Source organism: Bradyrhizobium sp. NP1, from assembly GCF_030378205.1.
Taxonomy (GTDB): Bacteria; Pseudomonadota; Alphaproteobacteria; order Rhizobiales; family Xanthobacteraceae; genus Bradyrhizobium.
The window spans coordinates 1,602,868-1,628,299 of record NZ_CP127385.1; the positions used below are offsets into that span (position 1 = coordinate 1,602,868).

At 62.5% G+C, this 25,432-nt stretch carries 28 protein-coding genes; 9 read left to right on the top strand and 19 right to left on the bottom strand.

The window, feature by feature from the left end:
* Positions 1–59: 59 nt before the first annotated feature.
* The 4 genes from QOU61_RS07640 to QOU61_RS07655 all read right to left on the bottom strand — a co-directional run bounded on the left by QOU61_RS07640 (position 60) and on the right by QOU61_RS07655 (position 2,606).
* On the bottom strand, positions 60–947 hold the full coding sequence (locus QOU61_RS07640) for a hypothetical protein (protein ID WP_502876898.1): 888 nt from the start codon (positions 945–947) through the stop codon (positions 60–62).
* 200 nt (positions 948–1,147) lie between these two features.
* On the bottom strand, positions 1,148–1,588 hold the full coding sequence (locus tag QOU61_RS07645) for a nuclear transport factor 2 family protein (protein ID WP_289657503.1): 441 nt from the start codon (positions 1,586–1,588) through the stop codon (positions 1,148–1,150).
* 176 nt (positions 1,589–1,764) lie between these two features.
* Positions 1,765–2,031 carry a hypothetical protein gene (locus tag QOU61_RS07650; protein ID WP_289657504.1) on the bottom strand — a complete coding sequence of 89 codons (267 nt, stop codon included), beginning with the start codon at positions 2,029–2,031 and terminating at the stop codon, positions 1,765–1,767.
* Positions 2,032–2,159: 128 nt separating this feature from the next.
* Positions 2,160–2,606 (bottom strand): nuclear transport factor 2 family protein, encoded by a 447-nt coding sequence (locus QOU61_RS07655; RefSeq protein WP_289657505.1) that lies wholly within the window; start codon positions 2,604–2,606, stop codon positions 2,160–2,162.
* A 301-nt stretch (positions 2,607–2,907) separates the two neighbouring features.
* Between QOU61_RS07655 and QOU61_RS07660 the strand changes: the two genes are divergently transcribed.
* Together QOU61_RS07660 and QOU61_RS07665 are read left to right on the top strand one after the other, a co-directional pair.
* Positions 2,908–3,045, top strand: coding sequence for a hypothetical protein (locus QOU61_RS07660; protein WP_289657506.1), 138 nt, complete (start codon positions 2,908–2,910; stop codon positions 3,043–3,045).
* Between the two features lie 197 nt (positions 3,046–3,242).
* On the top strand, positions 3,243–3,485 hold the full coding sequence (locus QOU61_RS07665; protein ID WP_289657507.1) for a hypothetical protein: 243 nt from the start codon (positions 3,243–3,245) through the stop codon (positions 3,483–3,485).
* A gap of 142 nt (positions 3,486–3,627) precedes the next feature.
* Here the strand turns inward: QOU61_RS07665 and QOU61_RS07670 are convergent, their stop codons facing one another.
* The 10 genes from QOU61_RS07670 to QOU61_RS07715 all read right to left on the bottom strand — a co-directional run bounded on the left by QOU61_RS07670 (position 3,628) and on the right by QOU61_RS07715 (position 15,063).
* Positions 3,628–4,044, bottom strand: a complete 417-nt coding sequence (locus tag QOU61_RS07670) for a pyridoxamine 5'-phosphate oxidase family protein (RefSeq protein WP_289657508.1) — start codon at positions 4,042–4,044, stop codon at positions 3,628–3,630.
* A 38-nt stretch (positions 4,045–4,082) separates the two neighbouring features.
* On the bottom strand, positions 4,083–4,898 hold the full coding sequence (locus QOU61_RS07675; RefSeq protein ID WP_289657509.1) for a hypothetical protein: 816 nt from the start codon (positions 4,896–4,898) through the stop codon (positions 4,083–4,085).
* Between the two features lie 372 nt (positions 4,899–5,270).
* Positions 5,271–6,419 (bottom strand): DGQHR domain-containing protein, encoded by a 1,149-nt coding sequence (locus QOU61_RS07680; protein ID WP_289657510.1) that lies wholly within the window; start codon positions 6,417–6,419, stop codon positions 5,271–5,273.
* Positions 6,412–6,954 (bottom strand): hypothetical protein, encoded by a 543-nt coding sequence (locus tag QOU61_RS07685; RefSeq protein ID WP_289657511.1) that lies wholly within the window; start codon positions 6,952–6,954, stop codon positions 6,412–6,414. Before QOU61_RS07685 ends, QOU61_RS07680 begins: the two co-directional genes overlap by 8 nt.
* A gap of 69 nt (positions 6,955–7,023) precedes the next feature.
* Positions 7,024–9,324, bottom strand: a complete 2,301-nt coding sequence (locus QOU61_RS07690) for a DGQHR domain-containing protein (protein ID WP_289657512.1) — start codon at positions 9,322–9,324, stop codon at positions 7,024–7,026.
* Between the two features lie 167 nt (positions 9,325–9,491).
* Complete coding sequence (locus QOU61_RS07695) at positions 9,492–10,298, bottom strand: DNA adenine methylase (RefSeq protein WP_289657513.1); 807 nt, start codon at positions 10,296–10,298, stop codon at positions 9,492–9,494.
* A gap of 122 nt (positions 10,299–10,420) precedes the next feature.
* Entirely contained in the window at positions 10,421–13,378 is a 2,958-nt protein-coding gene (gene uvrB, locus QOU61_RS07700; RefSeq protein WP_289657514.1) for an excinuclease ABC subunit UvrB, read from the bottom strand.
* Between the two features lie 83 nt (positions 13,379–13,461).
* The gene (locus QOU61_RS07705; protein WP_289657515.1) at positions 13,462–13,704 is read right to left on the bottom strand and encodes a hypothetical protein; all 243 of its coding nucleotides are present in this window, start codon (positions 13,702–13,704) and stop codon (positions 13,462–13,464) included.
* A 102-nt stretch (positions 13,705–13,806) separates the two neighbouring features.
* Positions 13,807–14,049: a hypothetical protein gene (locus QOU61_RS07710; RefSeq protein ID WP_289657516.1), complete on the bottom strand. Its 243-nt coding sequence runs from the start codon at positions 14,047–14,049 to the stop codon at positions 13,807–13,809.
* 99 nt (positions 14,050–14,148) lie between these two features.
* Positions 14,149–15,063: a LysR substrate-binding domain-containing protein gene (locus QOU61_RS07715; RefSeq protein ID WP_289657517.1), complete on the bottom strand. Its 915-nt coding sequence runs from the start codon at positions 15,061–15,063 to the stop codon at positions 14,149–14,151.
* A gap of 252 nt (positions 15,064–15,315) precedes the next feature.
* On the opposite strand from QOU61_RS07715, the gene QOU61_RS07720 reads away from it, so the two are divergent.
* The 4 genes from QOU61_RS07720 to QOU61_RS07735 all read left to right on the top strand — a co-directional run bounded on the left by QOU61_RS07720 (position 15,316) and on the right by QOU61_RS07735 (position 18,078).
* Positions 15,316–16,080, top strand: a complete 765-nt coding sequence (locus QOU61_RS07720) for a sulfite exporter TauE/SafE family protein (protein ID WP_289657518.1) — start codon at positions 15,316–15,318, stop codon at positions 16,078–16,080.
* Between the two features lie 11 nt (positions 16,081–16,091).
* Entirely contained in the window at positions 16,092–16,328 is a 237-nt protein-coding gene (locus QOU61_RS07725) for a hypothetical protein (protein ID WP_289657519.1), read from the top strand.
* Between the two features lie 145 nt (positions 16,329–16,473).
* A complete protein-coding gene (locus QOU61_RS07730) occupies positions 16,474–17,181 on the top strand; it encodes a glutathione binding-like protein (protein ID WP_289657520.1) in 708 nt (235 codons plus the stop codon).
* Positions 17,182–17,382: 201 nt separating this feature from the next.
* A complete protein-coding gene (locus QOU61_RS07735) occupies positions 17,383–18,078 on the top strand; it encodes a glutathione S-transferase family protein (protein WP_289657521.1) in 696 nt (231 codons plus the stop codon).
* Here QOU61_RS07735 and QOU61_RS07740 read toward each other — a convergent pair.
* Positions 18,058–18,729 (bottom strand): HAD family hydrolase, encoded by a 672-nt coding sequence (locus tag QOU61_RS07740; protein WP_354142517.1) that lies wholly within the window; start codon positions 18,727–18,729, stop codon positions 18,058–18,060. The two genes, QOU61_RS07735 and QOU61_RS07740, sit on opposite strands and share 21 nt — an antisense overlap.
* The gene (locus QOU61_RS07745; protein ID WP_289661359.1) at positions 18,726–18,923 is read right to left on the bottom strand and encodes a cysteine-rich CWC family protein; all 198 of its coding nucleotides are present in this window, start codon (positions 18,921–18,923) and stop codon (positions 18,726–18,728) included. The genes QOU61_RS07740 and QOU61_RS07745 overlap by 4 nt, the downstream gene beginning before the upstream one ends.
* 285 nt (positions 18,924–19,208) lie before the next feature.
* Between QOU61_RS07745 and QOU61_RS07750 the strand changes: the two genes are divergently transcribed.
* From QOU61_RS07750 to QOU61_RS07760, 3 genes are all read left to right on the top strand, one after another.
* A complete protein-coding gene (locus tag QOU61_RS07750; protein ID WP_289657522.1) occupies positions 19,209–20,759 on the top strand; it encodes a DUF1800 domain-containing protein in 1,551 nt (516 codons plus the stop codon).
* Complete coding sequence (locus tag QOU61_RS07755) at positions 20,756–21,985, top strand: DUF1501 domain-containing protein (RefSeq protein ID WP_289657523.1); 1,230 nt, start codon at positions 20,756–20,758, stop codon at positions 21,983–21,985. Before QOU61_RS07750 ends, QOU61_RS07755 begins: the two co-directional genes overlap by 4 nt.
* An 85-nt stretch (positions 21,986–22,070) precedes the next feature.
* The gene (locus QOU61_RS07760) at positions 22,071–22,445 is read left to right on the top strand and encodes an endonuclease domain-containing protein (RefSeq protein ID WP_289657524.1); all 375 of its coding nucleotides are present in this window, start codon (positions 22,071–22,073) and stop codon (positions 22,443–22,445) included.
* Between the two features lie 24 nt (positions 22,446–22,469).
* On the opposite strand, the gene QOU61_RS07765 is transcribed toward QOU61_RS07760, so the two are convergent.
* The 3 genes from QOU61_RS07765 to QOU61_RS07775 all read right to left on the bottom strand — a co-directional run bounded on the left by QOU61_RS07765 (position 22,470) and on the right by QOU61_RS07775 (position 25,116).
* On the bottom strand, positions 22,470–23,411 hold the full coding sequence (locus QOU61_RS07765) for an aldo/keto reductase (protein WP_289657525.1): 942 nt from the start codon (positions 23,409–23,411) through the stop codon (positions 22,470–22,472).
* A 345-nt stretch (positions 23,412–23,756) separates the two neighbouring features.
* Positions 23,757–24,218, bottom strand: coding sequence for a GNAT family N-acetyltransferase (locus tag QOU61_RS07770; protein ID WP_289657526.1), 462 nt, complete (start codon positions 24,216–24,218; stop codon positions 23,757–23,759).
* 82 nt (positions 24,219–24,300) lie between these two features.
* Positions 24,301–25,116 carry a PAS domain-containing protein gene (locus QOU61_RS07775; protein ID WP_289657527.1) on the bottom strand — a complete coding sequence of 272 codons (816 nt, stop codon included), beginning with the start codon at positions 25,114–25,116 and terminating at the stop codon, positions 24,301–24,303.
* Positions 25,117–25,432 lie beyond the last annotated feature (316 nt).

Consider the following 25,432-nt stretch of genomic DNA (forward strand, 5'->3'; position numbering starts at 1 on the left):
TTGACCGCATCGCGGCCAATATGCGGCATTGCTGGATCATTCCCCAGACAGGAGTGGGATCACCAGGTCCGCTTGAAACCGGCCGTGAGGCTCTTGCTGGTCGCGCCCTGCGGCGTTTCGCCGATCGTGCCGGACACGCTGACGCCGTCGAACAGCTGCTGCTCGGCGCCGATTCGGCGCAGCCACCGGTCGTCGGCCGACGACAGCGCCTGGCCGGCGATGATGCTGGTGCCGGTATTGCCGATGCTCAGCCTGGCGGACTGGTCGGTCTGGTAGTTCCGCGACGGATGCGGCGCGATGCCCGGCAGCGGCACCAGGCCCTGCTGGATCAGATTGTAGCCGTTCTGCAGGGTCAGCGAATACTGCTCGTCGAGCGGCAGCGACTTGCTCAAGGAGGTGCCGAACCTGCTCTGCTCCTGCGATGGATCGAGTCGTGCTTCCACCGCGGTCTTGTCCCACAGCGGCCCGGCGCCGGGCGCGGTGACCGCGGCCCAGGCGGAGCCGGCGGATTGCGGCAGGTTGCCGCCATTGGCGGTCTTTTCGGCGAGCAGCTCGGACATGGTGGCGGGCGCGCGGACCACGGTCATGTCGGCGCCGATCCGCGTGTCCCAGAATGGCGAGATCGATTGCTTGACCGAGACCGCGGTGCCGCCGACCCGGTCCTTGGCGGACCAGGTCGCATCACCGCCGTCGGCGCGTCGCGGGGCGCCGCCTTTCGGCCCGGAATAAGCGAGCGTGGAAGCATCGACATTGAGCTGGCTCCAGTCGAGCTTGTCGACATCGATGCCGCTCATGTCGACATCCTGGCTTGGGCTGGCCTCGGCCTCCGCGGCCGGCGCCTCGGCGCCGTCTTCCTCTTCCGCCGACTGCGCCAGCGCCGGCAGGCCGGAGGCCACAATCAGGCTCGCCACCAGCAGCAGCGCGCGGCAGCCCGAAGCTTTCGGCAATGTCACGATTTCCCCACAGCCAGATTCGCGGGGCATTTATAGCGGCAAGGCGATGACGCGGCGATTCACGCCCGCGTCATCGCAAGGAGCCAACGGGCCGGCGCCGCCGGGCGCGAGTATCGCGCCCAGACGGTCCCCCGCGCCGCCCGCTGGCGAGGTGATCCGGCGGGGCTGGAAGCCGGATCGCCTCGTGACCAGGATCAGGCGACCGTGGAGATCCGCGGCAGGTGGATGTGCCGGCCGAGCGCCTGCTCGACGAGGTCGAAGGTGTCGACCAGCACGCGGATGCTCGCGAGCTTGCCGGCCTTGAACTGCGCGAAATGCGCGACCCGCAGCGAGATCGGCTTGTTGGAATCGAGCAGGGTCAGCGAGTAGCGCAGCATCGAGGCCGCCGAGTCGACGCCGAGCATGATGGTCTCGCGGTCGAAGCGGTGGACGCGGATGTTGTCGGCGATCTGCCTGATCACCTCGAGCACCGCGGACTTGCCATGGCGCGCGCCGAGAAAGGGAAACATGTCGATCGGACCGTAGATCGCCCACTCGACGTCGTCGTCGAGCAGGGCGGCAAGGTCCTCATGCTGGCGTTCGTTGATCGCGCGATGCAACGCGCGCGAAAAACGCCAGAGGCTATGCTCTGTCATTTGTCTCTTTCCAGAAATGGCTTGCTAAAGCAGCAATCAGCCGTCACGGGCCCGAAAGGCGCCCGGCGCGGTTGCTGCACTCATCATTTGAGCGTCGAAATAGAGGATGTTCGCCGGAAATCAATGCGCATTTCTGCATTGCACAAATGCGCGCGTTTTCGCGTTTTGCGTGACGTTCAGGGCTCGCGGCGGCGGATCGGCTCGCGTTCGATGGCGATGGCGCTGTCGCGGAACGCAAGCAGGCCGAACAGGATGGCGCCGCCGAGGCCGCCGATGACGGCTCCCACCGGCATGAAGGTGAAGAACACCAGCATGCCGCTATAGCCTTCAAAACTCGAGGTTTTGAAGATTTCGACCCAGGCAAGCCCGGCCCCGATCCCGAGCGCGGCGCCGCCCAGTGCGCCCAGAACAAGGCCCAGCACGACGAGCAACGCGATCTTCATGGAGTGCAACGCCTGTCGTTGTCCGGAAAGTGGCAGGTAGTGGGTCGCCGCACACCGCCGTCCGGTTCAAAACAAGGCTTGCGTCCAAACAGCGGGCATGACGCTTCATGCGTCAGCCCTCGAAAGCGTCAGATCTCGCCCGGCTTGATCGCGAGCGCCGCCGCGACGTCGCGCTCCAGGAGCTGCTGCACCAGCTCGAAAGAGTCCAGCACCTCGCGGATCTCGCTGATCTTTCCGTCGTGGAGCGTGTAGAAGGCGGCGAGGTCGAACTGCACGATGCGGTCGTTCTTGCGCTTGCGGAAGAACAGGCGGATCAGGGCCGCGACCTTGTCGCCCTCGGCGACCAGGTGCGTGATCTCGTGGCGCATCTCCGAATAGCGCGTGCCGATCGTCTGCCACATCGCGCGCAGCGCGGCCTTGCCCTTGTGGCTGCCCATGTGGGGCAGCACGTCGACCGGCGCGTTGGCGATGAAGGTCACGTCTTCGTTGCACCAGTTCAGGGCACCTTCGATATCGCCGGAATAGAAGGTGTCGAGGAAATTCAGGATGCGTTGCCGGTTGAGGGCTTCCGCCATTTCGTTTCTTCTCCGCCATTGGGCACGAGTCGGGCCGATCGCATTGTGAACGGAATTGCATAACGATCAATTTGCGCCGCAACGGGCGCGTCATGTTGCGTGTAGTCGGCGTTTTGCAATTAGTGGCTGTAGTTGGCTCTGACCAGCCGGCCGGACGCCCGCGCCACGGGGCTTTGGCGGCGATACCGCCAAGGCGCTGGCCTCGATCAGGGCGAAGACGCTGATTCTCACCGGCACGAAGGACCTGCTCAACCCGGAGATCGAGCCGGTCGCGACGGCAAACAATATCCCCAACGTGAAGATGCTGACGATCTCGCCGGGCACGGTGACGGGCCACGCCTCGGCCGGCGGCTTCTTTCCCGCTGACGTCGATTTCCTCAACCGCGAAGTCCGCGCCTTCCTCGATGATGTGGGCGGGGGCGGAAAGAAGCCGAAATAGGAGCAGAGGCGCCCCTTCCATCATACCCCGCGAAAGCGGGGTATCCAGTACGCCGCGGCTTTTCGATTGCATTCTGTACGCCTCTGAATACTGGATCGCCCGGTCAAGCCGGGCGATGACCGTGCCGCGGAGGGTGAGGGGAACTGTAGCCCGTCGCCGGATGTTATCGATGCGAATCCGGTTCGGAGATCTGCATCATGAAAACCGCACTCGCCATTCTCGCCGTCGCAACGCTTGCGTTGGCCTCGACCTCGTCCGCCGACGCCAAGGGCTGCATCAAGGGCGCCGTGGTCGGCGGCGTCGCCGGCCATTATGCCGGCCATCACGGCATGCTGGGCGCCGCCGCCGGCTGCGTTTATGGCCGCCATCGCGCCCACGAGCAGCAAAGGCAGCAACAGCAGCCGCAGCAGAGCCAGGCGAACGGGCAGGGCAAGCTGTGAGGCGGTAACGCTCTCCGCGTCATTGCGAGTTACAGCGCGACGAAGCAATCCGCTCATCGCCGCGATTTCGGCCGGGCCATCTGCCTCGCTCCGTCATGGCCGGGCTTGACCCGGCCATCCACGCCTCATCGTTACTCGCGCTTTACGCAAGCGCCATTTCCTCGATGCGCGGTGGCGCGCAGGAAAAATCACTGAAGCGCAGCCAGCGCGGCTGTATCCGCACATAGGCGATGTCAGGCCATTGCGCGCGCTCGGGGCCGTCGGGCCAGGCCGCGAAATAGGCCTGCTTGCAGGCGTCGAGATCAGGGCCCGTCGGCACGTCGGCGAGACCCTCGATCTGCACGGTCTGCTCGTTGTCCCAGCCGATCACCAGCGCGACGCGCGGATCGGCGGCGAGGTTCTTGTATTTGCGCGAGGTCGAGAGCGTATCGAAGATGATGTCGAGCGCATCGGTCACGGCATAGCCGACCACCGCCGATTGCGGCGCGCCAGCATGCACGGTGCTGACGACCGCGAGGCGGTGGGCACTGAGGAAGGGGAGGATCTCTCTGGGTGTCATCTCAAAGCTGAGCTTCGATCGATGGCGTGCGTGGCGGATCAGCCTTGCGGGGCAACCTTGCGGGTCCTGAGATCGATGATGAATTTCGCTTTCTTCTCGTTGCCCTCGGGCACGTAGGCGTCGCCCTTGGCGAGCGTGCCGAAGGTCTCCTTCGGCTTGGGGAAGCCCTTGCCGCAGGCGGTCTTGACGGTGTCGGCATCGGCATAGCTGGCGTCGAACGCCACGGTTTCCTTGCGCGGCCCGGCGGCGAGTTTCGACAGCTCGAAATAGTGCGGCGGCTTCTTCCTGCAGGTCACGACATTGGCGCCGGCGGCGCCGGTGGAATCAACGGCCCGCAGCAGGATGTTCGGCTTGATGCTGATGCCCTTGCCATAGTCCCGCGCGAACGACATCTGCGCCACGCCGCCTTCGAGATAGCCCTGGCCCATATGGCCCATCAGGCAGATCAGCGAGTCCTCGCGCTCGTTGCGCGGCACGGTGAGGCAGTCATTGATCCGCGAGCCCGGCTGGAAGCCGACGAAGCTGTATTTGCCCGCAACCTGCTCGAACACGACGGCTCCGCCGTCGTCGGTGGCCCGCGACTCGCAGGCGCTCTCATAGTTGACGACGAGCAGCGGATTGCCCGAGCCTGCGAACCGCCCGCTGTGGCGATCCCCCAGAAGCTTGACGTCGCAGCCGCGCTTTCCCGCGCCGGGATAACCTTTCGCATGCGCGCAGGTTTCGCCCTTGATGTTGGCGGCGTCGCAGAAGGTGGCGAGCAGGGTGCCGTCGGAGGCGTCCTGGGCGAGGGCGGGGGAGGCGGCGAGCGCGCCGCCGAGAGCCAGCGCGATGGCAATGAGGGTGGGGTTCGGCATGGAGCAGGACGTTCGATCAATCACGGGACACGCAGCCGCCGTGGCGGCGGCATCGTCCCTTAGTCGGCCGAGGGCGTCAACACGTTCGAACCCGGAGCGGACTGTTTCCTCAGAACGTCGTCTCCTCAATGCGCGGCGGCCCTGGCTGCGACGCGCGGATCGGCGATCAGGTTCTGATATTTGCGCGAGGTCGAGAGCGTGTCGAAGACGATGTCGAGCGCATCACGGCATAGCCGACCATCGCCGCCTGCGGCGCGCCGGCGTTGACCGTGCTGACGACGGCGAGGCGGTGCTGGCGCTGGAAGGCGAGGATGGAGGTAAGTGGCGAAAGAGAATCGCTCTTTCGAGCCGAATTTCGGTGCGACAAAAATGTCATGAATCGAGGTGGCTTTGCTCCATCAATACCCGATACAGTTTTGTCGAGCCGCTTGTGCCGGGAAGAAAGTTCTCAGGGTTAAAGTCATGCTCAGCAAGTTTGATCTTCTGAAAGATAGATGCAAATTGCTGCTTGCTAACCACTGTCGGTTCATTGGTGAAGTAAAGATAGACCGGTCGAAGAAAGCGCATAAACCCGTTGAACCCGTTGGTTCGATTGATGATGTTCCCCGAGCCGGTGTTTTTCCAAGCGTTCGGCCATCTGTCGCGAATGGCGGAAAAGTAATTCAGGACATTTGCGAGTATCTTCTCGTCTTGCTGTCGTTCAAAGAATGGACGAAAAATCCTCCTTTTTACTTCTTCTGGGCCTGACGGATCCCAAAAGCCAAAACGCTTGCCGATATCTCGATCCGCAAGTGCATCATCCGTAATATACGGGAGTAAGCCCTTCACCACGGTTGCCTGGGAGAGAGTTTCTCCAAATCGGCCATCGGTAGCTGATCCCAATCGCTTTATTTTTTCGAAGAACGGGCTCTCTTTCATTTCGTCAAGGGCTACCACGATCTCATGACAGGTTTTCTCGGAACTGCGGGCCTTCTGCAAAGAGAACAAGTCGTAGACCAAGCTCTTGTTCACTTTCGTTTGCGCAAGGTTCACGGTCGAAAAGATGTCGGCCTTCGTTGCGTCATCAGCTCCCACGAACACGGCAACATTAACCTGAAACTCTAGACCCTTGATGTTCTCGAATGCTTTCATCCGATGCTGCCCGTCTATAATGCTGGCGATGTCCTCGTATTCAATTCGGAAGTCGACCGTTTCGCTGTCCTGGTACCCCTGAAGCTTGAGCGTGCTATGGCCTGCTGCATCGGTATCAATGCTCGCACACTTTTCATCAACGGAAAGAACTATTGCTGTTGGAAATACTGCATCCAAAGTTTGAATGTAGCGCTCGATTGAGCGAACTCGTTTTAGATCCAGCTTTCGTTGAAAGCCTAGAAATTCCTTGTAACCCCCGGCATCTGCAATTCGGCGAAAGTCGAACTTGCAAATTTCGAGCAGTGCATACGCATCCACGGAGCCAGCAAAAAAGGTCCCTACGGGCTGGGTTACTCTCGTGACCGGAAATGAGAGAAAGCGATCAGTCATTTCCGATCTCTTTGCGGGCTCTAGCCATCAAGCTCCTTGCTTCAGACTCCGTTGTCTCATTTACTGAAGGAGGCTCCGCTTTCGATATCAAAAGGAGAAGCAAGTAAAGAATGATGCAGATTGCATAGCAGTAGTGGCTTAGCTTGACGACGGACTTGTTTTTTATCGTGGAGAATGTCGGATCGATGCCTCCCATCGCCACGATAAGAAGTCCGACAACTATTACTATCGCTGCAATGAGAATGCGGGATTTGTAGAAAGGAATGGTCCAGTTGAAGAACGAAAGCCACATCAGCGTTCCGAATAGAGAGAACGCGTACAAATAAAGTTGGCCGCCTGAAAAAGAGTCGTTGAATGTGGTCGTATACTCAAAAACGTCAGAGACGTTATTGACCACGTTATATCGAATGACCGCGACTATAAAAGGAAGAATGCCAAAGAAAACGACGACAACGACTTCAGCGAGAGCTTCAAGGTAAGGGGCCGCTCTTCCTTCAATGAATTCTTCTAGGGTCTCAATTGCTGAGCGCGACATTTGATACTTCATCCTTAGGAAATAAGGAGCTCGTGGTGGTAGCTAGGCGTCAGCCCATTTCTGCGCAATTTAGACAGCTTCGAGTAGCCGCTTTTCAAATTCGGCCTTTATCCACTCAAGAAAATCAAGATCGTCGCTCTTAAACGCGCGCTTGTGAGAGTGAGCTACGACACGCCGCAACTCATTTAGCCTATCCATCCAGCGCAAATTCTTTGCTTGTCCTTTTTCTCCCGGAAGGGGGATATTGAAGTACTTCTTGAACACCTCCCAGTTCTCTTGTTTTTCAATGATTTTCTTTTTGTCGATGAAATCGAGATAAGCTTCAATTTCTAGCTGTTTTTCCGGTTCGTCAGATTGTTGACGCTCGTATGCCTTCACTCGCATTTGCGGCGTGCCGATCTGATTCCAGTACTTGTCGCCATGCAACTTCTTGAAGTGGTCAAAGATTATGTCGGATACGCGGTTCTCGATGAAAGAGATTGTCTTCGTCGCAGCCTCAATTCTTTCGTTGTCCTTGGACGCGATGTGTTCAAGCAAGCCGTCCGGACAAAATGTGGGGTCGGCCTCGTGAATGATTTCGGAAAGTTCGTAGAAGTAGGTGGGCGGTCCACCAGAGCCATACTTGGTCCGTCCAAATCGTTCCCTGAACGAGCTATCGGGCTCGTCCCGGAGATACTCACCTAAGGGTCTCGCGAAGGGGAGAATGTTATCTACGATTTCGCTAGGCTCGGCGTTGCGAGCGTCAAAATTCTTCTTTTTGGACTCGGCATGTACAATCAGCGAGTTGAAGACCAAGAGTAGTGCTCTTAGTCCAACATTGGTGCTTAGATCACCCTCTCGGCCGAGGTCCCAACGACTCGGATTGGCAGATCGAATATTTTGCAAGAAGGAGCTGATCGTCGCTGAAGCACGCTTTACCGTCGCAAGATCGCTATCCCCTGTCAGTGGTCCGTCTACGAGGAGCTTGCGCTTTTGCGCGAGACTGCCGATGAGATGGGATCGAACGATTCCTCCTTTGAGCTCGGGCATGGTCAGGCACATTACGTCGTCACCCTGGATGCCCTGAGCAATAACTCTGCGGAAAAGCGGGCCTCCAACCTCCTCCGTGAGAGTCTGAACGATCCTCGCGGCCATCGCAGCCAATCGCTCTGTTGGATTCGTAGAGCCCCATTTTAAATCGGCGTCTAGTTCATCCAGCAAGGTCCGCGGAACGCTCTTTTGCTCATGATTGATTGTAACAAAGAGATTTGCTTCTTCTTCCCGCTTGAGCCCTTCAAATGCGATCACGGCGATGTTCTGCTTGGAGAACTTCGGATCGATCACCGAATATCCATACAGCCTATGCTGTCCGTCGACGATCCAGGCTGATTTATATCTTTCAGGAAGGTGTAGGTCACCAAATTGTACATCGTTGTTGGCGTCACCGCCCTTGCGGTCAAATGGTCGTCGTTCATCGAAGTTTATCAGGATATTGGTGGGGAAGAATCCTCCAGACTTCAGGTAATCGCCAATCGAACGGAGGCGTGCACGCTTTACCATTCGTTGGTAGGTTGGGAGCGCAAGGGGGTCAGCTAAGGTTCTATGATTCACGAAGCAGATCTTGAGGAGCTGTTCTGCCGTCGAAACAAAAGAGTAGAACACTTTGCCTCCGAGCTTTCCTCTGATTGCAGGTACCTTGGAATCCCGCATCTCGGGAATTTTCTGTCCTCCCAAATATTCGGCTAGAAACTGATATTTCGTGGCTCGCCCTAAATGCTCAGCAAGCTGGGAGAAGTAGTCCAGTTCTCGCTCTGTCATAACGTGAATGTTCTCGGAGTCCGCTTTGCTCCTGTCGGGTTTGCTCCAAAGCACTTTGTCCGTGAAATAGAACCAAAGAATCTTTGGTTTGAATTCGCGCCCATAATGCGCACGTATCGCGTTGGCGAAGGCCTTCTTTAGGCCGATCGTTTCTGCCAAATCTTTGCTCAAGGAGCGGGGCTTGTATTCGTCGCAACATTTGCATTCGCCAATGACGACTGTCTCACCATCTTTGCAGAAGATATCGATTTGTTTTTCGTGAAGAGAGCCATCAGAGCCACGATATTGGATAGTAAAGTCGTGCCCCCTATTTAGATCATCGTATCCCATGCGATAGAATAAGCGCCAAACAAGGTCCTCAAATTGTCGATCAAGTGGCTTCCGCTTCTTGAGTCGGACTTGTCGCTTGAGAACCTTCTCCACCTCCCAGCCTTGGTTGAGGTACGGTGTCTCACCTCCTGCGGGAACCTTGAAATAGGAGTAATCGTCACGTCGACGTTTGAATTCGGCGTGCTTCTCTCCTTCTGTCGAGACCAAGGGCGCAAGAGGTGGACGAGATGGTGAAGTAGCCAATGAAGTTTCCCCTATCAGTCCGCTCTTGGAGGCGGATGATCCCAACTATCGCCCAGTCATGCAGCTAAAATGATATCGTTCAATCAGAGCGTTAGCAACCTTGACTGTTCAACCTGCGCCAAATTGCCTAGGTTGTTGGTAAGGGGCATGAGCGCAGCCAAGCGAGCCTAATTCGATACGAGCAATTCCGTGGTGGTGCCTCGTGCGGCGCGATCACCTGAGATGATTGAAGCGCGATTGACAACCTTAATTGATCCGACATCGGCGTATAGTTCGCGGACAGATGCATGATCTGCGTTTGAAAGAAGAAACTTCGCGCCTCGCGCGCTTGCTCTTAATAGAGCGGCGCGTAAGCGTTGTTGATCTTCCCAGGAGAAGAGCACCTCATTGTATTTGATAAAGCCATTCATGTTATGGCGGACGGTATACGGCGGATCTGCGTAAATAAGATCGCCGCTCTTGGCCTCATCGATGACAGTTTCAAAATCGCAGCAGACCAGCTTTGCTTTCTGCAAAATCTTGGATACTGCTTTAAAGTCATCGGTCCCCAAGATGACGTTCGATTTTGTGCCTTTTGGAACGTTGAATTTTCCTTCTAGGTTTACCCTGTAGAGGCCATTCCAGCAGGTTCGATTTAGGTAAAGAAAGCGAGCTGCTCGAGCAGCGGTTGAGCGTGGCCTGAACTCATCGCGGGCTTTATAGTAGTGTGCCTTTGAGTGGCTTCGAGCGTGCTGTCTCAGATGTCGTAAGACTTTTGCGTGCTCATCTCTCAAAGCAACGTACGTGGCTATCAACTCTGAATTTAAATCGGATAGCATTGCATCATTTGGCTGAAGCCAAAAAAAGATGCTACCGCTTCCAAGGAAAGGTTCGATGTATCGTCCCGAAAACCGAGGGACTTCGAATTCAGTATTGTTCGTCAGCCAACGTTTTCCGCCGGCCCACTTCAAAAAAGGCAAGATGATTTCAGGCATTCCGGCTCCCCCCCAAGGAGCCGAAATTAGACGAATTTAAGTTGTGTGCAACTATTCGTTGTTCTCGTTCGTATGAGATCCCTAGAGCTTGGCGGTGTCAAAGGTCTCTAGCACCAATCTCGCTACCTCCGCTTCCACCCGCCTCTGTGTCCCGGCGCGCCGCCGGTCGAGCGCGGGGCGGGGCCGAACTCGGGGCCGGACTGCTGCGAGTCGGTCGGCTGGAAGATACGGCTTTGCTTGCCGAACGGTTTTTCGGGCAGCGCACCGCTCGGCCGGAACGGCAGGGACTCCGGGCCGTGCATCTCGTCGAGATGCGGCTTGTGGACTTTTGAGCCGGCGCGGCCGCCCGCCTTGATGGCCGAGGACACGCCCTTTTTCTTCATCGCACTGACAGGCAAATTCGCGGCGTCGCCATATTTCCTGGTGCCCGCGTACGCGCCTGCGCGGTTCTGCACCACGCGCTGCTTGGCGGTGGGATCGTCGACCACGGCCATTTCGGTGGCGCGCAGCCGCTTGACCTCGTCGCGCAGCCGGGCTGCTTCCTCGAAGTTCAAATCCGCAGCCGCCTCGCGCATCCGCGTCTCCAGGTCGGCGAGCACCGCCTCGAAATTGTGCCCGATCGCGATGACGTCGTCGGACCATCCGGAGCCCTGGCCGCCGTCGCCGATCTCGACCAGCACATGGTCGCGCTCGTAGACCGAGTTGAGGATATCGCCGATCGACTTCTTCACGCTTTCGGGCGTGATGCCGTGGGCCGTGTTGTACTCGACCTGCTTCTCGCGGCGGCGGTTGGTCTCGGCGATTGCGCGCTCCATCGAGCCGGTCACGGTGTCGGCATAGAGGATCACCTTGCCGTCGACATTGCGCGCGGCGCGGCCGATGGTCTGGATCAGCGAGGTCTCGCTGCGCAGGAAACCTTCCTTGTCGGCGTCGAGGATCGCAACCAGCGCGCATTCGGGAATGTCGAGGCCTTCGCGCAACAAATTGATGCCGACCAGCGCGTCGAACGCGCCGAGCCTCAAGTCCCGGATGATCTCGATGCGCTCGATGGTGTCGATGTCGGAGTGCATGTAGCGCACCCGGATGCCCTGCTCGTGCAGATATTCGGTGAGATCCTCCGCCATGCGCTTGGTCAGCACCGTGATCAGCGAGCGGTAGCCGGCCGCGGCCGTGGCGCGCACCTCGCCGACGAGATCGTCGACCTGGGTGCGGGCGGGCCTGATATCAACGGGGGGATCAATGAGTCCGGTGGGGCGGATCACCTGCTCGACGAACACGCCGCCCGATTCATTGAGCTCCCAGCCGCTCGGCGTCGCCGACACCGCGACCGTCTGCGGCCGCATCATGTCCCATTCCTCGAAGCGCAGCGGGCGGTTGTCCATGCAGGAGGGCAGGCGGAAACCATATTCGGCCAAGGTCGCCTTGCGGCGGAAGTCGCCGCGGAACATGCCGCCGATCTGCGGGACGGTGACGTGGCTCTCGTCGGCGAACACGAGCGCGTTGTCGGGCACGTATTCGAACAATGTCGGCGGCGGCTCGCCGGGCCTGCGGCCGGTGAGGTAGCGCGAATAGTTCTCGATGCCGGCGCAGCTTCCGGTCGCCTCCATCATCTCGAGGTCGAACATGGTGCGCTGCTCGAGCCGCTGCGCCTCGAGCAGGCGCCCCTGCTGGTTGAGCTGGTCGAGACGCAGCTTCAGTTCGCTCTTGATCGCCTTGATCGCCTGCACCAGCGTCGGTCGCGGCGTCACATAGTGCGAGTTGGCGTAGACCTTGATGAATTCAAGGTCGTCCTGCTTGTGGCCGGTGAGCGGATCGAATTCCTCGATGGTCTCCACCGTGTCGCCGAACAGGTTCACGCGCCAGGCGCGGTCCTCATAGTGCGCCGGGAAGATGTCGATGACGTCGCCCCGGACACGAAAGGTGCCGCGGGAAAAATCGGCCGAGGTGCGCTTGTATTGCAGCGCGACGAGGTCGGCGATGAGCTGGCGCTGGTCGATGCGCTCGCCCTTCTTCAGCGCAAACGTCATCGCGGTATAGGTCTCGACCGAGCCGATACCGTAGATGCAGGAGACCGAGGCCACGATGATGACGTCGTCGCGCTCGAGCAGCGCGCGCGTCGCCGAATGGCGCATGCGGTCGATCTGCTCGTTGATCGAGGAGTCCTTCTCGATATAGGTGTCGGTGCGCGGCACATAGGCTTCGGGCTGGTAGTAGTCGTAATAGGAGACGAAGTATTCCACCGCATTGTCGGGGAAGAAGTTCTTGAACTCGCCATAGAGCTGGGCGGCCAGCGTCTTGTTGGGCGCCAGGATCAGCGCCGGGCGCTGCGTCGCCTCGATCACCTTGGCCATGGTGTAGGTCTTGCCGCTCCCGGTGACGCCGAGCAGAACCTGGCTGCGGTCGTTGCGCTGGATGCCCTCGACGAGCTCCGCGATGGCCTGCGGCTGGTCGCCCTTGGGCTGGTAGTCGGACTTGATCTCGAAGCGGACGCCGCCTTCGCTCTTTTCCGGGCGCGGCGGCCGGTGCGGCGTCCACACCTTGAGCTGGCCGTCTTTGCCGCGAAATTCCGGGCGGCCGTCGCGGATCAGGTTTTCCAGCGCTTCGGCGGTGGCCTTGACGCCGAGTGCCTCCATCTTGTTGCGCGGCGGCCGCGCCAGCTCCGCCTCGTCGTCCTCGGCAGTCGGCAGGCCGAGCTGCCGCGCCAGTTCCGGATCGAGCATCGGCACGGTCGCGGAGGTGCCGTAATGCGGCTGCGGCGCCTCCTCGAAACCTTCGCGCGGCGACGCCTCGCTTCCCGAAGCATCGCGCTCGGCGACCGCGTCGCTCTTGCTGCGGGTCGAGGCGCGGGCGCGGTGGGCGGCGGCCTCGCCGCCCGAGCGGCGATCCCACGAGTTGTCCGGCGGCGGCTGCAAGCCGGTGGAGGAACCGACGCCGCTTTCGCCGCGGTTGATCGCGGGGTTCAGCAGTTCCGCCAGCGCCGGCGCGATCGGTTGCACGTCGGGCCGATGTGCCTTCGAATTTGGCGCTTTGGATTTCGGGGTTTTGCCGGGCCTTTTGGGGTCGTCAGGTTTCTTCGCCATGGCCGGAATATGGGACGAGTCCGGCGGGCATGAAAGGGCAAACGGCGCGGCCGCGGCCGATTGTCAGCAGATGTCAGGGGCGGTCAGGAGTGCGTCGCGGGAGCCGCGATCGTCGTTCCCGGTTGCAGGCCGGTCGCGGCTGTTTCCGGCGCAGGCTCGACGATGTCGAGGTGGATGCCGCCACAGCGCGAGCATCGCAACGTCCAGTATTCGCAGGTGCCGCGGCCGCCGATCACCCTGAGGATGACGAGGGGCGCGTTGCAGTCAGGGCAGTTGGAGCGCACCGGGCCCGATTGGCGTTGCGATGATGGCTGGACGTCCTTCATGGGTGCGCTCCATCGGCTCGCCGGGTGGAGTGGAGCGGATTTGACGTTCGCTGCCCGCTTGTCCCGATTGCTTCCTGCGAACGTCAAATCCGAAACTCCACGCTAATGGTGATCGCTCGGGGCCAGGCTCGGCTTCTCGTAGCGGCACCGGAAGCGGTCGATATGGGCCTTGGCGTCGGCGACCGCCGCGTCCGGATCTGACCACGCAAAGCCGACCTCGAGAGTCGGGAACAGCACGCCGTCGATCACGACCGGACTGAGATCGGCGCGCCTGATCCGCGCATGCCACAGGCCCTTGCCAGCCTCGAAGGATTCGATGTCGAAACCGTCGTAAAAGTAGATCATTGGTTCACCCTGTCGTTCGCCCAAACCACAGGGAATCATGTTTCCGCCCGCTCCACTGTGAAGCGGTTCACACCGGCGTTTTTTTAATCTGCAAGGAACTCAGCCGCGCGCGCCGAGGCGCAAAGCCGCCTTGCCGCGGGCGGCCGGCTCGGCCGCGGCGCGGACGATCCAGCGCCGGAAGGCGGCGAAATCGCGCTGCTCGCGCTGGAAGCCGCGATAGACCAGATACCAGCGCATTCCCTTGGGCACGCTTGAGCCGAACGGGGCCACCAGCCGTCCCGCCGCGAGGTCGTCGTCGATATAGGGCCGGATACCCATCGCGACGCCGAGCCCGTCGACCGCGGCCTGGAGCGCCTGTCCGTAGAACTGAAACTCGGTGCCGCGCGCGCCGATGCGGGTGACGCCGGCGGCCTTCAGCCACAGCGGCCAGTCCTCGGGCGAATGGGCGACGCGGAGCAGGCTCGGCCCCTTCAGGTCGGTCGGCCGCTTCAACTGGCTGGCCAGCCGCGGCGCGCAGACCGGCGTGAGGTCGGCCGCGAACAGCGGCTCGGCGACGAGGCCGGGCCAGGCGCCATCGCCGAGCTTGATGCCGCAGCTCCAGTCCTCGCCGAACGGCACCGCGGCGCCGCCGGTGGTGATGCGCACGTCGATGTCGGGTTCCTGGCGCCGGAAATCCGCCAGCCGCGGAATCAGCCAGCGCATCGCGAAGGTCGGTCCGACCCCGATGGTCAGTGCCCGGACATGGCCGGCCGCCGTCACCTGCGCGGTCAGGCTCGCCAGTGCGTCGAAGATCGGCGTCAGCCCGCTCTGATAGGCGCGCCCGGCCGCGGTCATCACCAGGCGGTTGGCCTTGCGCTCGAACAGTGCCACGCCGAGCCGCTGCTCGAGCAGGTGCACTAGGCGGCTGATCGCGGCCGGCGAGACATTGAGCTCGTGGCCTGCGGCGGCGAAGCTGCCGCCGCGCGCGGCGGCCTCAAACGCCTTGATGCCGTTGAGAAACAGGAGCCGTCGCATTGCCTCTGGCTATACCCTCAGGAAAACTGAGGCAAGGGCAAGATATCTCAGTTTGCGCGAAAGGTTCAGGCAAGGCAGAAATACAGCCGGTCGTTGAGCCGGGTGAATCACCTCTCCCCGCATGCGGGGAGAGGTCGGCGCGTAGCGCCGGGTGAGGGGGATTCTCCACCGGCTGTGCTCTGGAGGCTGCCCCTCACCCCGACCCTCTCCCCGCAAGAACGGGGAGAGGGAGGACGACCGCCGGAGATTCGAATGACGCCGCTTCTGATCGCAGCCCTCGGCCTGTTGATGGTCGCGACCGCGTTCCTGTCCGGCCTGTTCGGCATGGCCGGCGGGCTGATCCTGATCGGCGTGCTGCTGGCGCTGATGCCGCTGCCGACCGCGATGGTGCTGCACGCCATCACGCAGATGGCCTCGAACGGCTGGCGCGCCTTCCTGTGGCGGGCGCATATCCGCTGGCGCCCGGTCTTCGTCTACCTGATCGGCTGCGCGCTGGCGCTCGCGCTGTGGTCGCTCACCCGTTACGTCCCGGACAAGCCGGTGGCGCTGTTGATGCTGGGCGTCACGCCGTTCATGGCGCGGATGATGCCGAAGGGGTTGAAGCCCAACCCCGACAGCGTTGTCCAGGGCTCGTTCTACGGCCTGATCTGCATGGGGCTGATGTTGATGACCGGCGTCTCGGGCCCGCTGATGGACACCTTCTTCCTCGGCGCCAAATTCGATCGCCGCTCCATCGTCGCGACCAAGGCGACCTGCCAGGTCGCCAGCCATTTCACCAAGCTGATCTATTTCGGCGGCATCATCGACCAGGCCGCGAGCCTCGATCCGCGGCTTGCCGCGGTCGCGATCGCCGCCTCCATGCTCGGCACCACGCTGGCGCGGCGCATCCTGGAAGCGATGAGCGAGCAGCAGTTCCGCACCTGGGCCAACCGGCTGATCACCACGGTGGCGAGCTACTACATTCTCTACGGCGGCTGGCTGCTGCTGGCCGGCCAGAGCTCCGTCGCCGCAAATTAAGGGAGGACGCGATGGCCGAGGCCGATCCGCTGGTGCTCGATTTCGTCGAATGGATCGCGCGCGAGCCGCGCGTCTATGCCGAGGTGGTGGCGACCTGGCGCACCTCATGCCCGCGCCTGACGATCTGGGAGGACGCCGCCGATCGCGGCTATGTCGCGCGCGAGGCGATCGCCGGCTTCGGTCTGGTCGTGACGGCGACCGAAGAGGGCGAAAAGCTGCTGCGCGCGCACGGCCGCATCATCAACTAGCGCAGTCCGAACAGATCAGCCCTGCGCGCCGCGCGCGATCACTTTTGCGCGCCGTCATTGACTTCGATTGTCGTCATGGCAAGGTTCATGCAATCGCATCTTTCTTGCGATCCATGAGCCATTCATTCCGCGAGGAACGCCCGCCATGATCGACCTGCATTATTGGACTACGCCGAACGGCCACAAGATAACGATGTTCCTCGAAGAGACCGGTTTGAAGTACAAGATTTTCCCGGTCAACATCGGCAAGGGCGATCAGTTCAAGCCGGACTTCCTGAAGATCGCGCCCAACAACCGCATCCCCGCCATCGTCGACCACGAACCCAAGGGCGGCAACAGGCCGATCTCGATCTTCGAGTCCGGGGCGATCCTGCTCTACCTCGCCGAGAAGACCGGCAAGTTCATCCCATCCGATCTCTACGGCCGCTATGACGCGATCCAGTGGACGTTCTGGCAGATGGGCGGGCTCGGGCCGATGGCCGGGCAGAACCATCACTTCAACAATTACGCGCAGGACAAGATCAAATACGCGATCGATCGCTATGTGAACGAGACCAACCGCCTCTACGGCGTGCTCAACAAGCGGCTCGCGGATCGCGAGTTCATCGCCGGCGACTACTCGATCGCCGATATGGCGAGCTATCCCTGGATCGTGCCCTACAAGAACCAGAGCCAGGACATCGACGACTTCCCGCATCTGAAGCGCTGGTTCGAGACCGTCCGCGACCGGCCGGCGACAGTGCGCGCCTACGCCGTCGCCAAGGAGGTCAATCCGAATTTCGGCCAGCCCTCCATTCGCACCGATGAGGAACGCAAGCTTCTGTTCGGGCAGACCGCGGCGGTGGTGCGCTAGCGATACAACATTGTCGTCACGGCCGGGCTTGACCCGGCCATCCATCCTTTAGTGCGGTAGGGTGGGCAAAGGCGCGCTTGCGCCGTGCCCACCGGTTGGCCCGTAGTTGGATGTCGGTGGGCACGCGGAGCCTGTCATCGGGCGCGCGTTCGCGCGACCGGTTGGCTTTGCCCACCCTACGAAATTGGCTCGAGTTTGCTTATGTCCCTAAAACTCTTCGAACTCGTCGGCACCGACGAACGCCGCCCCTTCAGTCCCTATTGCTGGCGGACGCGGCTGGCGCTGGCGCACAAGGGGCTGTCGGCGGAAACCATTCCCTGGCGCTTCACCGAGAAGGCGGCGATCGCGCCCTACGGCTCCGACAAGGTGCCGGTGCTGCTCGATCGCGATCGCACGATCGTCGATTCCTGGGCGATCGCGAATTATCTCGAGGACACCTATCCGGATCGTCCGTCGCTGTTCGGCGGCGACGGCGGCCGCGCGATGGCGCGAATGCTGAACTGGTGGGGCGACATCGCCATCGTCGGCGGCCTGTTTCCGCTTGTCGTTGCCGACATTCCGGCGCAGCTCGGGCCCGACGATGTCGGCTATTTCCGTACCTCGCGCGAGGCGCGGCTTGGCCGTCCGCTCGAAGTGGTCGCGGCCGAGCGCGACAAGGCCGTGGCCGGATTCCGCAAGTCGCTCGATCCGCTGCGGCTGACGCTGAGGTCGCAAGCCTTTCTCGGCGGCAACGCGCCGAACTACGCCGACTACATCGTGTTCGGCGGCTTCCAGTGGGCGCGCGTCGTCAGCCCCTTCAGGGTGCTGGAGAAGGACGATCCGGTCTATGCCTGGCGCGAGCGGATGCTCGATGCCTTCGACGGGCTTGCGCGGAAGTCACCAGGCTTTCCGGTGTAGCAGCGGCAGTACGGCGTCAAGGTCGGGTAGCACTGCCCGGCAGCGCCGGCGCGTTTCCTCGGTCGGCGGCACGATGTCCGGCACCATGATCGTGATCGCGCCGGCGGCATGCGCCGCGGCGACGCCGGGATTGGAATCCTCGATCGCGAGACAAGCCTGTGGCGGCATTCCTATCCGCGCGGCGGCGAGCAGGTAGAGCTCGGGACTCGGCTTTCCGCGACTGACATCGTCGCGGGTCAGGATCGCATCGAAGCGATTGTCGATGCCGGCAAGCGCAAGATGCAAATCCGTGGTGCGGCGCGAGGAGGAGGTGACGATCGCCTTCGGCAGCCGCGCCGCGTCCAGCGCATCGAGCAGCGCGATCGCGCCTCGCTTGAGCGGCAATCCGGCGGCGAAGATGTCGGCGCAGTGGGCCTCGAAAGCGCGGTTCACGTCGTCGAACGGAAAGCCGTCGCCGAAATGATTGCGCAGCATCCGCTCGCAGTCGGGACTTGGAATGCCGATCATGGCGTGGCACAGCTCGATGACGCCGTCGCTGTAACCGCAGGCGTTCAAGGCCGCGATCGCGCTTTGCAGATAGACCCGCTCGGTGTCGAGCAGCGTTCCATCCATGTCGATAAGGACGGCGGCGGGAGTCCAGCGCTCTGTCACTTTGCTGCGGCGCCCTGTTCCGCCATCTTCCGCAGGCAATCCGGGCACAGGCAGTCGTCGCTGCCTGATGGCATCGGCAGGCGGAACGTCTCGTCGGCGCACCAGCATCCGCCCGACAGGTTGCACGAGAATTCCGTTCCGCAACGCGCACAGGCGAGGCGTCGGCTGGCCGGGTTTTCTGACCGATTTGTCATGAACGTAAATGCGCTTTTCATGCCGGGTTCATTTCCGGCCACCGTATAATCCGCCCGACACTATACGCCCTAGCGGTCCGATTCTAACATTCGCTACCCGCTTTGGGAGGTACTTTTGCGAATGTTAGAATCATAAGGGCCACTAGCAAATTATTTGTTCTAGTGGAGCTTTGGATTTGACGTTCGCATAAAGAACCCGCGGCAAGTGGGTAGCGAACGTCAAATCTACTCCACTAGAGAGCGCCAAGGGAAAGCTGCAAAGGGAAACCTGCAGAGGGAAAGCCGATGGCCCGGGATTCGCAGAACGCCCTTGTCGCGCTCAACCGCTTCGGCTTCGGTGCGCGCGGCGGCGCGTCGGGCGACTTCGTCAATGCGGCGTCCGACCCGCGCGGCTTCGTCAAGGGCGAGCTTGCGCGCCCCAACGGCGCGTTGCTCGAATTGCCGGGGCTGCTATCGACGCCGCAATTGGCGAAAGCCGTGTTCGAATATCAGTTCGAGCAGCAGCAGGCGCGCGCCGCCGCCGCCAAGGCGATGCCGCCGGCCGAAGGCGGCGAGGACAAGCCGCAGCGGCGCAACCTGTCGCTTTCCAGCATCGCCATCGAGATGGCGCCGAAGGAAACGCCGCGCGGGTCCGGCAATGCCAATGCGGCGATGGCTCCCGCCGACGCGCAAGTCGCGCCGGCCGTGCAGCCGAATGCGGCCAAGCCACCGCAGCAGCCGCTCAACGTGATCCAGAAGACGTTCCGTGCGGAGGCCTTGGCGCGGCTGCAGCGCGCCACGCTGGCCGATTGCGGTTTCGTCGAACGGCTGGTGGCGTTCTGGTCCAACCATTTCTGCATCTCGGCGGGCAAGGGCGGACTGGCGCGGATGTGGGCCGGCTCGTTCGAACGCGAGGCGATCCGCCCGCATGTGCTCGGCCGCTTCAGCGACATGTTGAAGGCCGTCGAGCAGCACCCGACGATGCTGTTCTTCCTCGACAACCAGCAATCGCTGGGTCCGGATTCGCGCGCCGGGCAAAACCGCAAGCGCGGGCTGAACGAGAACCTGGCGCGCGAAATCATGGAGCTGCATACGCTCGGGGTCGGCGGCGGCTACACCCAGGACGACGTGACGTCGCTCGCGCGCGTCATCACGGGTTGGACGTTCGCCGGCCGGCAGGGCCAGCTCGGCACACCCGGCAGCTTCGTGTTCAACGCGAATGCGCACCAGCCCGGTCCGCAGACCGTGCTCGGCAAGGTCTACGAGCCGAACGGCCTGGCGCAGGGCGAGGCTGTTCTTTCGGACATCGCGCGCCATCCCTCGACCGCGAAATTCGTCGCCACCAAGTTCGTCCGCCATTTCGTCGCCGATGATCCGCCGCCTGCGCTGGTGGCGCGGCTGCAGGACACATTCACGAAGACCGACGGCGACCTCAAGGCGCTGGCGCTGACACTGGTCGATTCCGACGAGGCGTGGGCCGCGCCGCTGACCAAGATGCGCTCGCCTTACGAATTCCTGGTGGCGAGCGGCCGGCTGCTGGCGCGCGTGCCGGAAGATCCCGGCCGCTATCTGGGCGGCCTCAACGTGCTCGGCCAGCCCCTGTGGTCGCCGGCCGGCCCGAACGGATTTCCCGACAGCAACGCGGCTTGGGCCGCGCCCGAAGGCATGAAGCTGCGGCTCGATATCGCGGCACAGATCGCCTCGCGGCTCGCCGACAGTGTCGACCCGCGCGAGCTGCTCGAGCTCGCCGCGGCGGATGCGGCATCGGAAGACACGCGGCGCACCGTCGAGCGGGCGGAGACGCGGCAGCAGGCGCTGGCGCTGCTGCTGATGTCGCCGGAATTTCAACGGAGATGACGATGGATTGCTGTGAGAGCCGATTTTCACTGGCCACGTCGCGCCGCGGCCTCCTGCTCGGCGCCGCTTCGTTCGCCGCCTGGGCCTACTTGCCGAAATTCGCGCGCGCCGCGGACGGCCGCGATCCCCGCGTCATCGTCGTGATCCTGCGCGGCGCGCTTGACGGCCTTGCCACCGTCGCGCCGACAGGCGATCCCGACTATGCCGCGCTCCACGGCTCGATCGCGTTGACGCGCGACGGAGCACATCCGGCCCTGATGCTGGATTCTTTCTTCGCGCTGCATCCGTCGATGCCGGAATTTGCGCGCATGTATCGCGACAACCATGCCGCCGTGATCCATGCGGTTGCGACGTCGTATCGCGACCGCTCGCATTTCGACGGGCAGGACGTGCTCGAAAGCGGCTTTCCCGGCCCCGGCCGCGTGCAGTCCGGCTGGCTCAACCGCGCGCTGGAAGCCTTGCCCAGAGGCGAGCGCGTGACCAGCGCGCTTGCGATCGGTCCCACGACGCCGCTGGTGCTGCGTGGCGCCGCGCCGACGGTCGGCTGGGCGCCGGTGGCGCTGCCGCAGGCCGATGACGACACCGCCGCGCGGCTGCTCGATCTCTATGCGCATCGCGACCCGGCGCTGGCCGGCGCGCTGTCGCAAGGCCTGAAGCTCGAGAAGGCCGCGCAGGGCGACGACATGAAGCCGAAGCCCGGCGGGGGCGGCATCGCGGCGATGCGGCAGGTGGCGCGCGGCGCCGCCAAGCTGATGGCCGCCGATGACGGCCCGCGCATCGGCGCGCTCGCCTTCGACGGCTGGGACACCCACGCCAACGAAGGCGGCCCGGTCGGCCGCCTCGCGCAATTGCTGTCGGGTCTCGATGGTGCCTTGGCCGAATTCGAGAAGGGGCTTGGTGAGCGCTGGCGCGATACCGTGGTGGTGGTCGCGACCGAGTTCGGCCGCACCGCGCGCATCAACGGCACCGAGGGCACCGATCACGGCACCGGCACGGTCGCGCTGCTCGCCGGTGGCGCCGTGAAGGGCGGCCGGGTGATCGCGGACTGGCCGGGGCTTGCGCCCGCCAATCTCTACCAGGCCCGCGACCTCGCGCCGACCACGGATCTACGCGCCGTCATCAAGGGTGTGCTGCGCGATCGGCTTGGGCTTTCCGAGCGCGTGCTGGCCGAGACGGTGTTTCCCGACAGCGCCGCGGTGAAGCCGATGAAGGGATTGGTCGTGTGAGACAACGACGCGGCGAGTGAACCTCTCCCTGCGCTTTGCGGGGAGAGGTCGGATTGCGAAGCAATCCGGGTGAGGGGCAAGGGGAATGCGAGGGCCAGATCGCAAATCGATCAGAATCGCACGACGCTTGCGCGTCAATCAAACCGATGCAGAAAGGGTTCTATGGAACCGTCTTCGCAATCGACAGATCGATGGGCACAAGTTTGTGCGGCAAGATCCGATCAAAGGCTATGTTTGCGATTTCGTCTGCCGCGAAAAATGTCTCATCATCGAAGTGGATGGCGGGCAGCACAACGACTCTGCCGAGGATGTGATCCGGGATAGGCGTTTGGCAGATTCGGGCTACAGGGTGCTTCGATTTTGGAATAACGACATCCTCGGCAATCTGGATGGTGTCTTGCTTGCCATTCAAAGCGAGCTTCAAGGCCAAGAGCCCCTCACCCCGACCCTCTCCCCGTAAGAACGGGGAGAGGGAGCAGGGGCGCTACCCCAGCGTGATCCTGTCGATCTCCGCCATCTCGTCGGCGGTGAGTTTCCAGGCGATCGCGGTCACGTTCTGCTCGACCTGCTCGACGCGGGTGGCGCCGGCGATCACGCTCGAAACAAGCGGCCGCGCAGCAAGCCAGGAGAACGCCAGCTCCAGCATGGAGTGGCCGCGTTCTTTCGCAAACGCGGCCAGCTTCTCCACGATGTCCTCGTTGCGCGGCGTAACGTAGCGGTCGCGCAGCGCCGGGGCCTTGGCAAAGCGTGTATCCGCGGGCGCCGCGGCGCCGCGCCTGTACTTGCCGGTCAGAAGTCCGCTCGCGAGCGGAAAGAACGGCAACAGCCCGAGCCCATATTCCTGCGCCGCCGGCAGCAGGTCCTTCTCGATGTCGCGCACGACGAGGCTGTATTCGTCCTGCGCCGAGACGAAGCGGCTGGTATTGATCGCGCGCGCGACATACTCCGCTTCCGCGATGCGCCAGGCCGGAAAGTTGGAATGGCCGATATAGCGCACCTTGCCCTGCCGCACGAGATCGTCGAGCGCGCGCAAGGTCTCCTCGATCGGCGTCAGGGGATCGTATTCGTGCTGCTGGTAGAGATCGATGTAGTCGGTCTTTAGCCGCCTCAGGCTCGCTTCGACCGCGTCCATGATGTAGCGCCGCGAGGCGCCCTGCCTGGTGCCGTCGCTCGCCATCGGCTTGGCATATTTGGTCGCCAGCACGATGTCCTTGCGGCGGTCGCCGAGCACCGTGCCGAGCACGGTCTCCGAGCCGCCCATCCCGGCATAGATGTCGGCGGTGTCGAACAGCGTGATGCCGAGGTCGATCGCCTTGTGAATCACCTTGCGCGAGGTTTCGAGATCGGTGCGCTGGCCGAAATTGTTGCAGCCAAGTCCGACCGCGGACACGCGCAGGCCCGAGCGGCCGAGATTGCGGATTTCCATGAACAGTTTTCCTGAGGTGTGCGGCAGGGTCATCGCATTGTGACGCGCGCACGACACTGCCGCAAGGCGGCACCCGTGGCCGGCAGATCACGATGCCTCGCGTCAAACGCGAGGGCTTGACCGCTCGCCAAGAACCGTGTCGCAGAAAACGCTGTCGCACAAAAAAGTGCGGCCCCGGTCAGACGCGGCTGCTGACGGGGACCGCTGGGCGTTGATCTGTGACGGGGGGCCTGATCAGACGCCGGTGCACGCTAACCCCGTAATGTTACGCGGCCGTGACAGCGGGGTTATCCACAGGGCGTGGCCGCCCGTCCCGGTTGCCTCCCGCGCCGGCCCGCACGGGCATCAAAGCGGCTTGCGGTAGATGATGAACCCCTGGTTCTCCGCGACCTTGTCGTACAGCATGCGCGCGGTGCGGTTGGTCTCGTGCGTCTGCCAATAGACGCGCCCGCAGCCGATGCGGCGTGCCTGATCGTACACCCCGTTGATCAGAGCCCGTCCGACACCCTTGCCGCGCGCGGCTTCGCTGGTGAACAGGTCCTGCAAATAGCAGACCGGTTCGATCGCGATGGTCGAGCGGTGCAGCAGGTAGTGCGTGAGCCCGATCAGCTCGCCGCCATGCTCGGCGACCAGCGCATGCATCGGCTCATAGGCGTCGAAGAAGCGCTGCCAGGTCACGCGCGTGATCTCGAGCGGCAGCGCGGTTGGGCCGGAGCGGCCGTAGAACGCGTTGTAGCCGTCCCACAGCGGAAGCCAGCGCTCGTAATCCTGGCGGGTGACGAAACGGACGGAGAGCTCGCTGGACATCGATGAGCCTGATGAGACGCGCAGGCGGAATGCTGCGGCCGCAGTTTACGAGAGGCGTGGTCGGAGGATCAAGCCGGCCGTGCTATTCGGCCGCCCGCAGGTGCCAGGAGAGCTTGCGGTCGCCGTGGTCGCGCAGCGAGCGGTAGAACTCGGCGCTCGCGGGATCGTCGGTGTGGCGGACCAGGTCGGTGACCGGCGTGTAGCTCAGCATCCGTCCGCCGTCGGGTAGCGCCGTGCAGGAAAAGCGCAGCACGCGGCCGTCGCGCAGGTTGATGTTGATCGGCGTCGAATCGCCTGCGCGCATCATCGCGGTGCGGCGGGCGATGAAGGCGGCGAGCTCGTCCTCGGGCAGCTCGAAGGCGCCGGTGTCGCGGCCGTGATACATCAGCGCGATGAACGGCGGCTTGGCATCGGCCTGCTCGTCCGAGAGCGAGAAATAGTTGCGGAAGGCGCGGTTGATGAATTCGGCGCGGGTGTCGGCGTCGAGCAGCACGATTCCGATGTCGACCTGGTCGAGCGCCGCCGACAGGCGCATCGCGGTCTCGTGATGCATGCGCTCCCAGGCCAGCGTGTCCATCAGCCGCTGCCGCAACAGCCCGGTAATTCCGGCGGTGCCCGCCGCAGTCATCGCCAGCAGCGCCAGCCGGACCAGGTCCGTGGTGTCGTAGCCGGGCGTGGCGCGATGGTTGAGGAAGAACAGCGCCGAGCCGACCACCGCGATCCCCGCGCTCGCCATGCCCGAGGCAAAGCCGGCGAGCGAGCCTGCGAACGCGACGATGCAGACGAACAGCGGGGCGGGATTGGGCACGGCAATGAGGGTGCGGTCGGCGCAGATGGCGGCCAGCGCCGTCGCCGCCGTCAGGGCCGGACCGGAGATTGCACGCCAGTCGAACCGCATGGCCTTACACTCCTCGCCTCACGAGCATAAGGCCGATCGCGGTACCGATGGTTGCGTTATGATGGGGACTTTTTGCGCTGTGCTTAAGAAATCGTTGACGATGCCGGCAGCCTTTTCCCGGCATCTCGGGCTCAAATCGGATCGATCGCGAAGCCGCGGCAGTCTCGACGTCGCGGGTCCCTTGGCCCCAAGCGCCGCGAACAAAATCAAAAAGCAGAAGTCGGCGTTCCCCAGGGTAACGTGGCCCTCGGTTTTCGCAATCAAGAAGCCGAAAGAGCCGCTGGCGAGAAAAAAGGCTGCGCACCGAAAGGCGTGC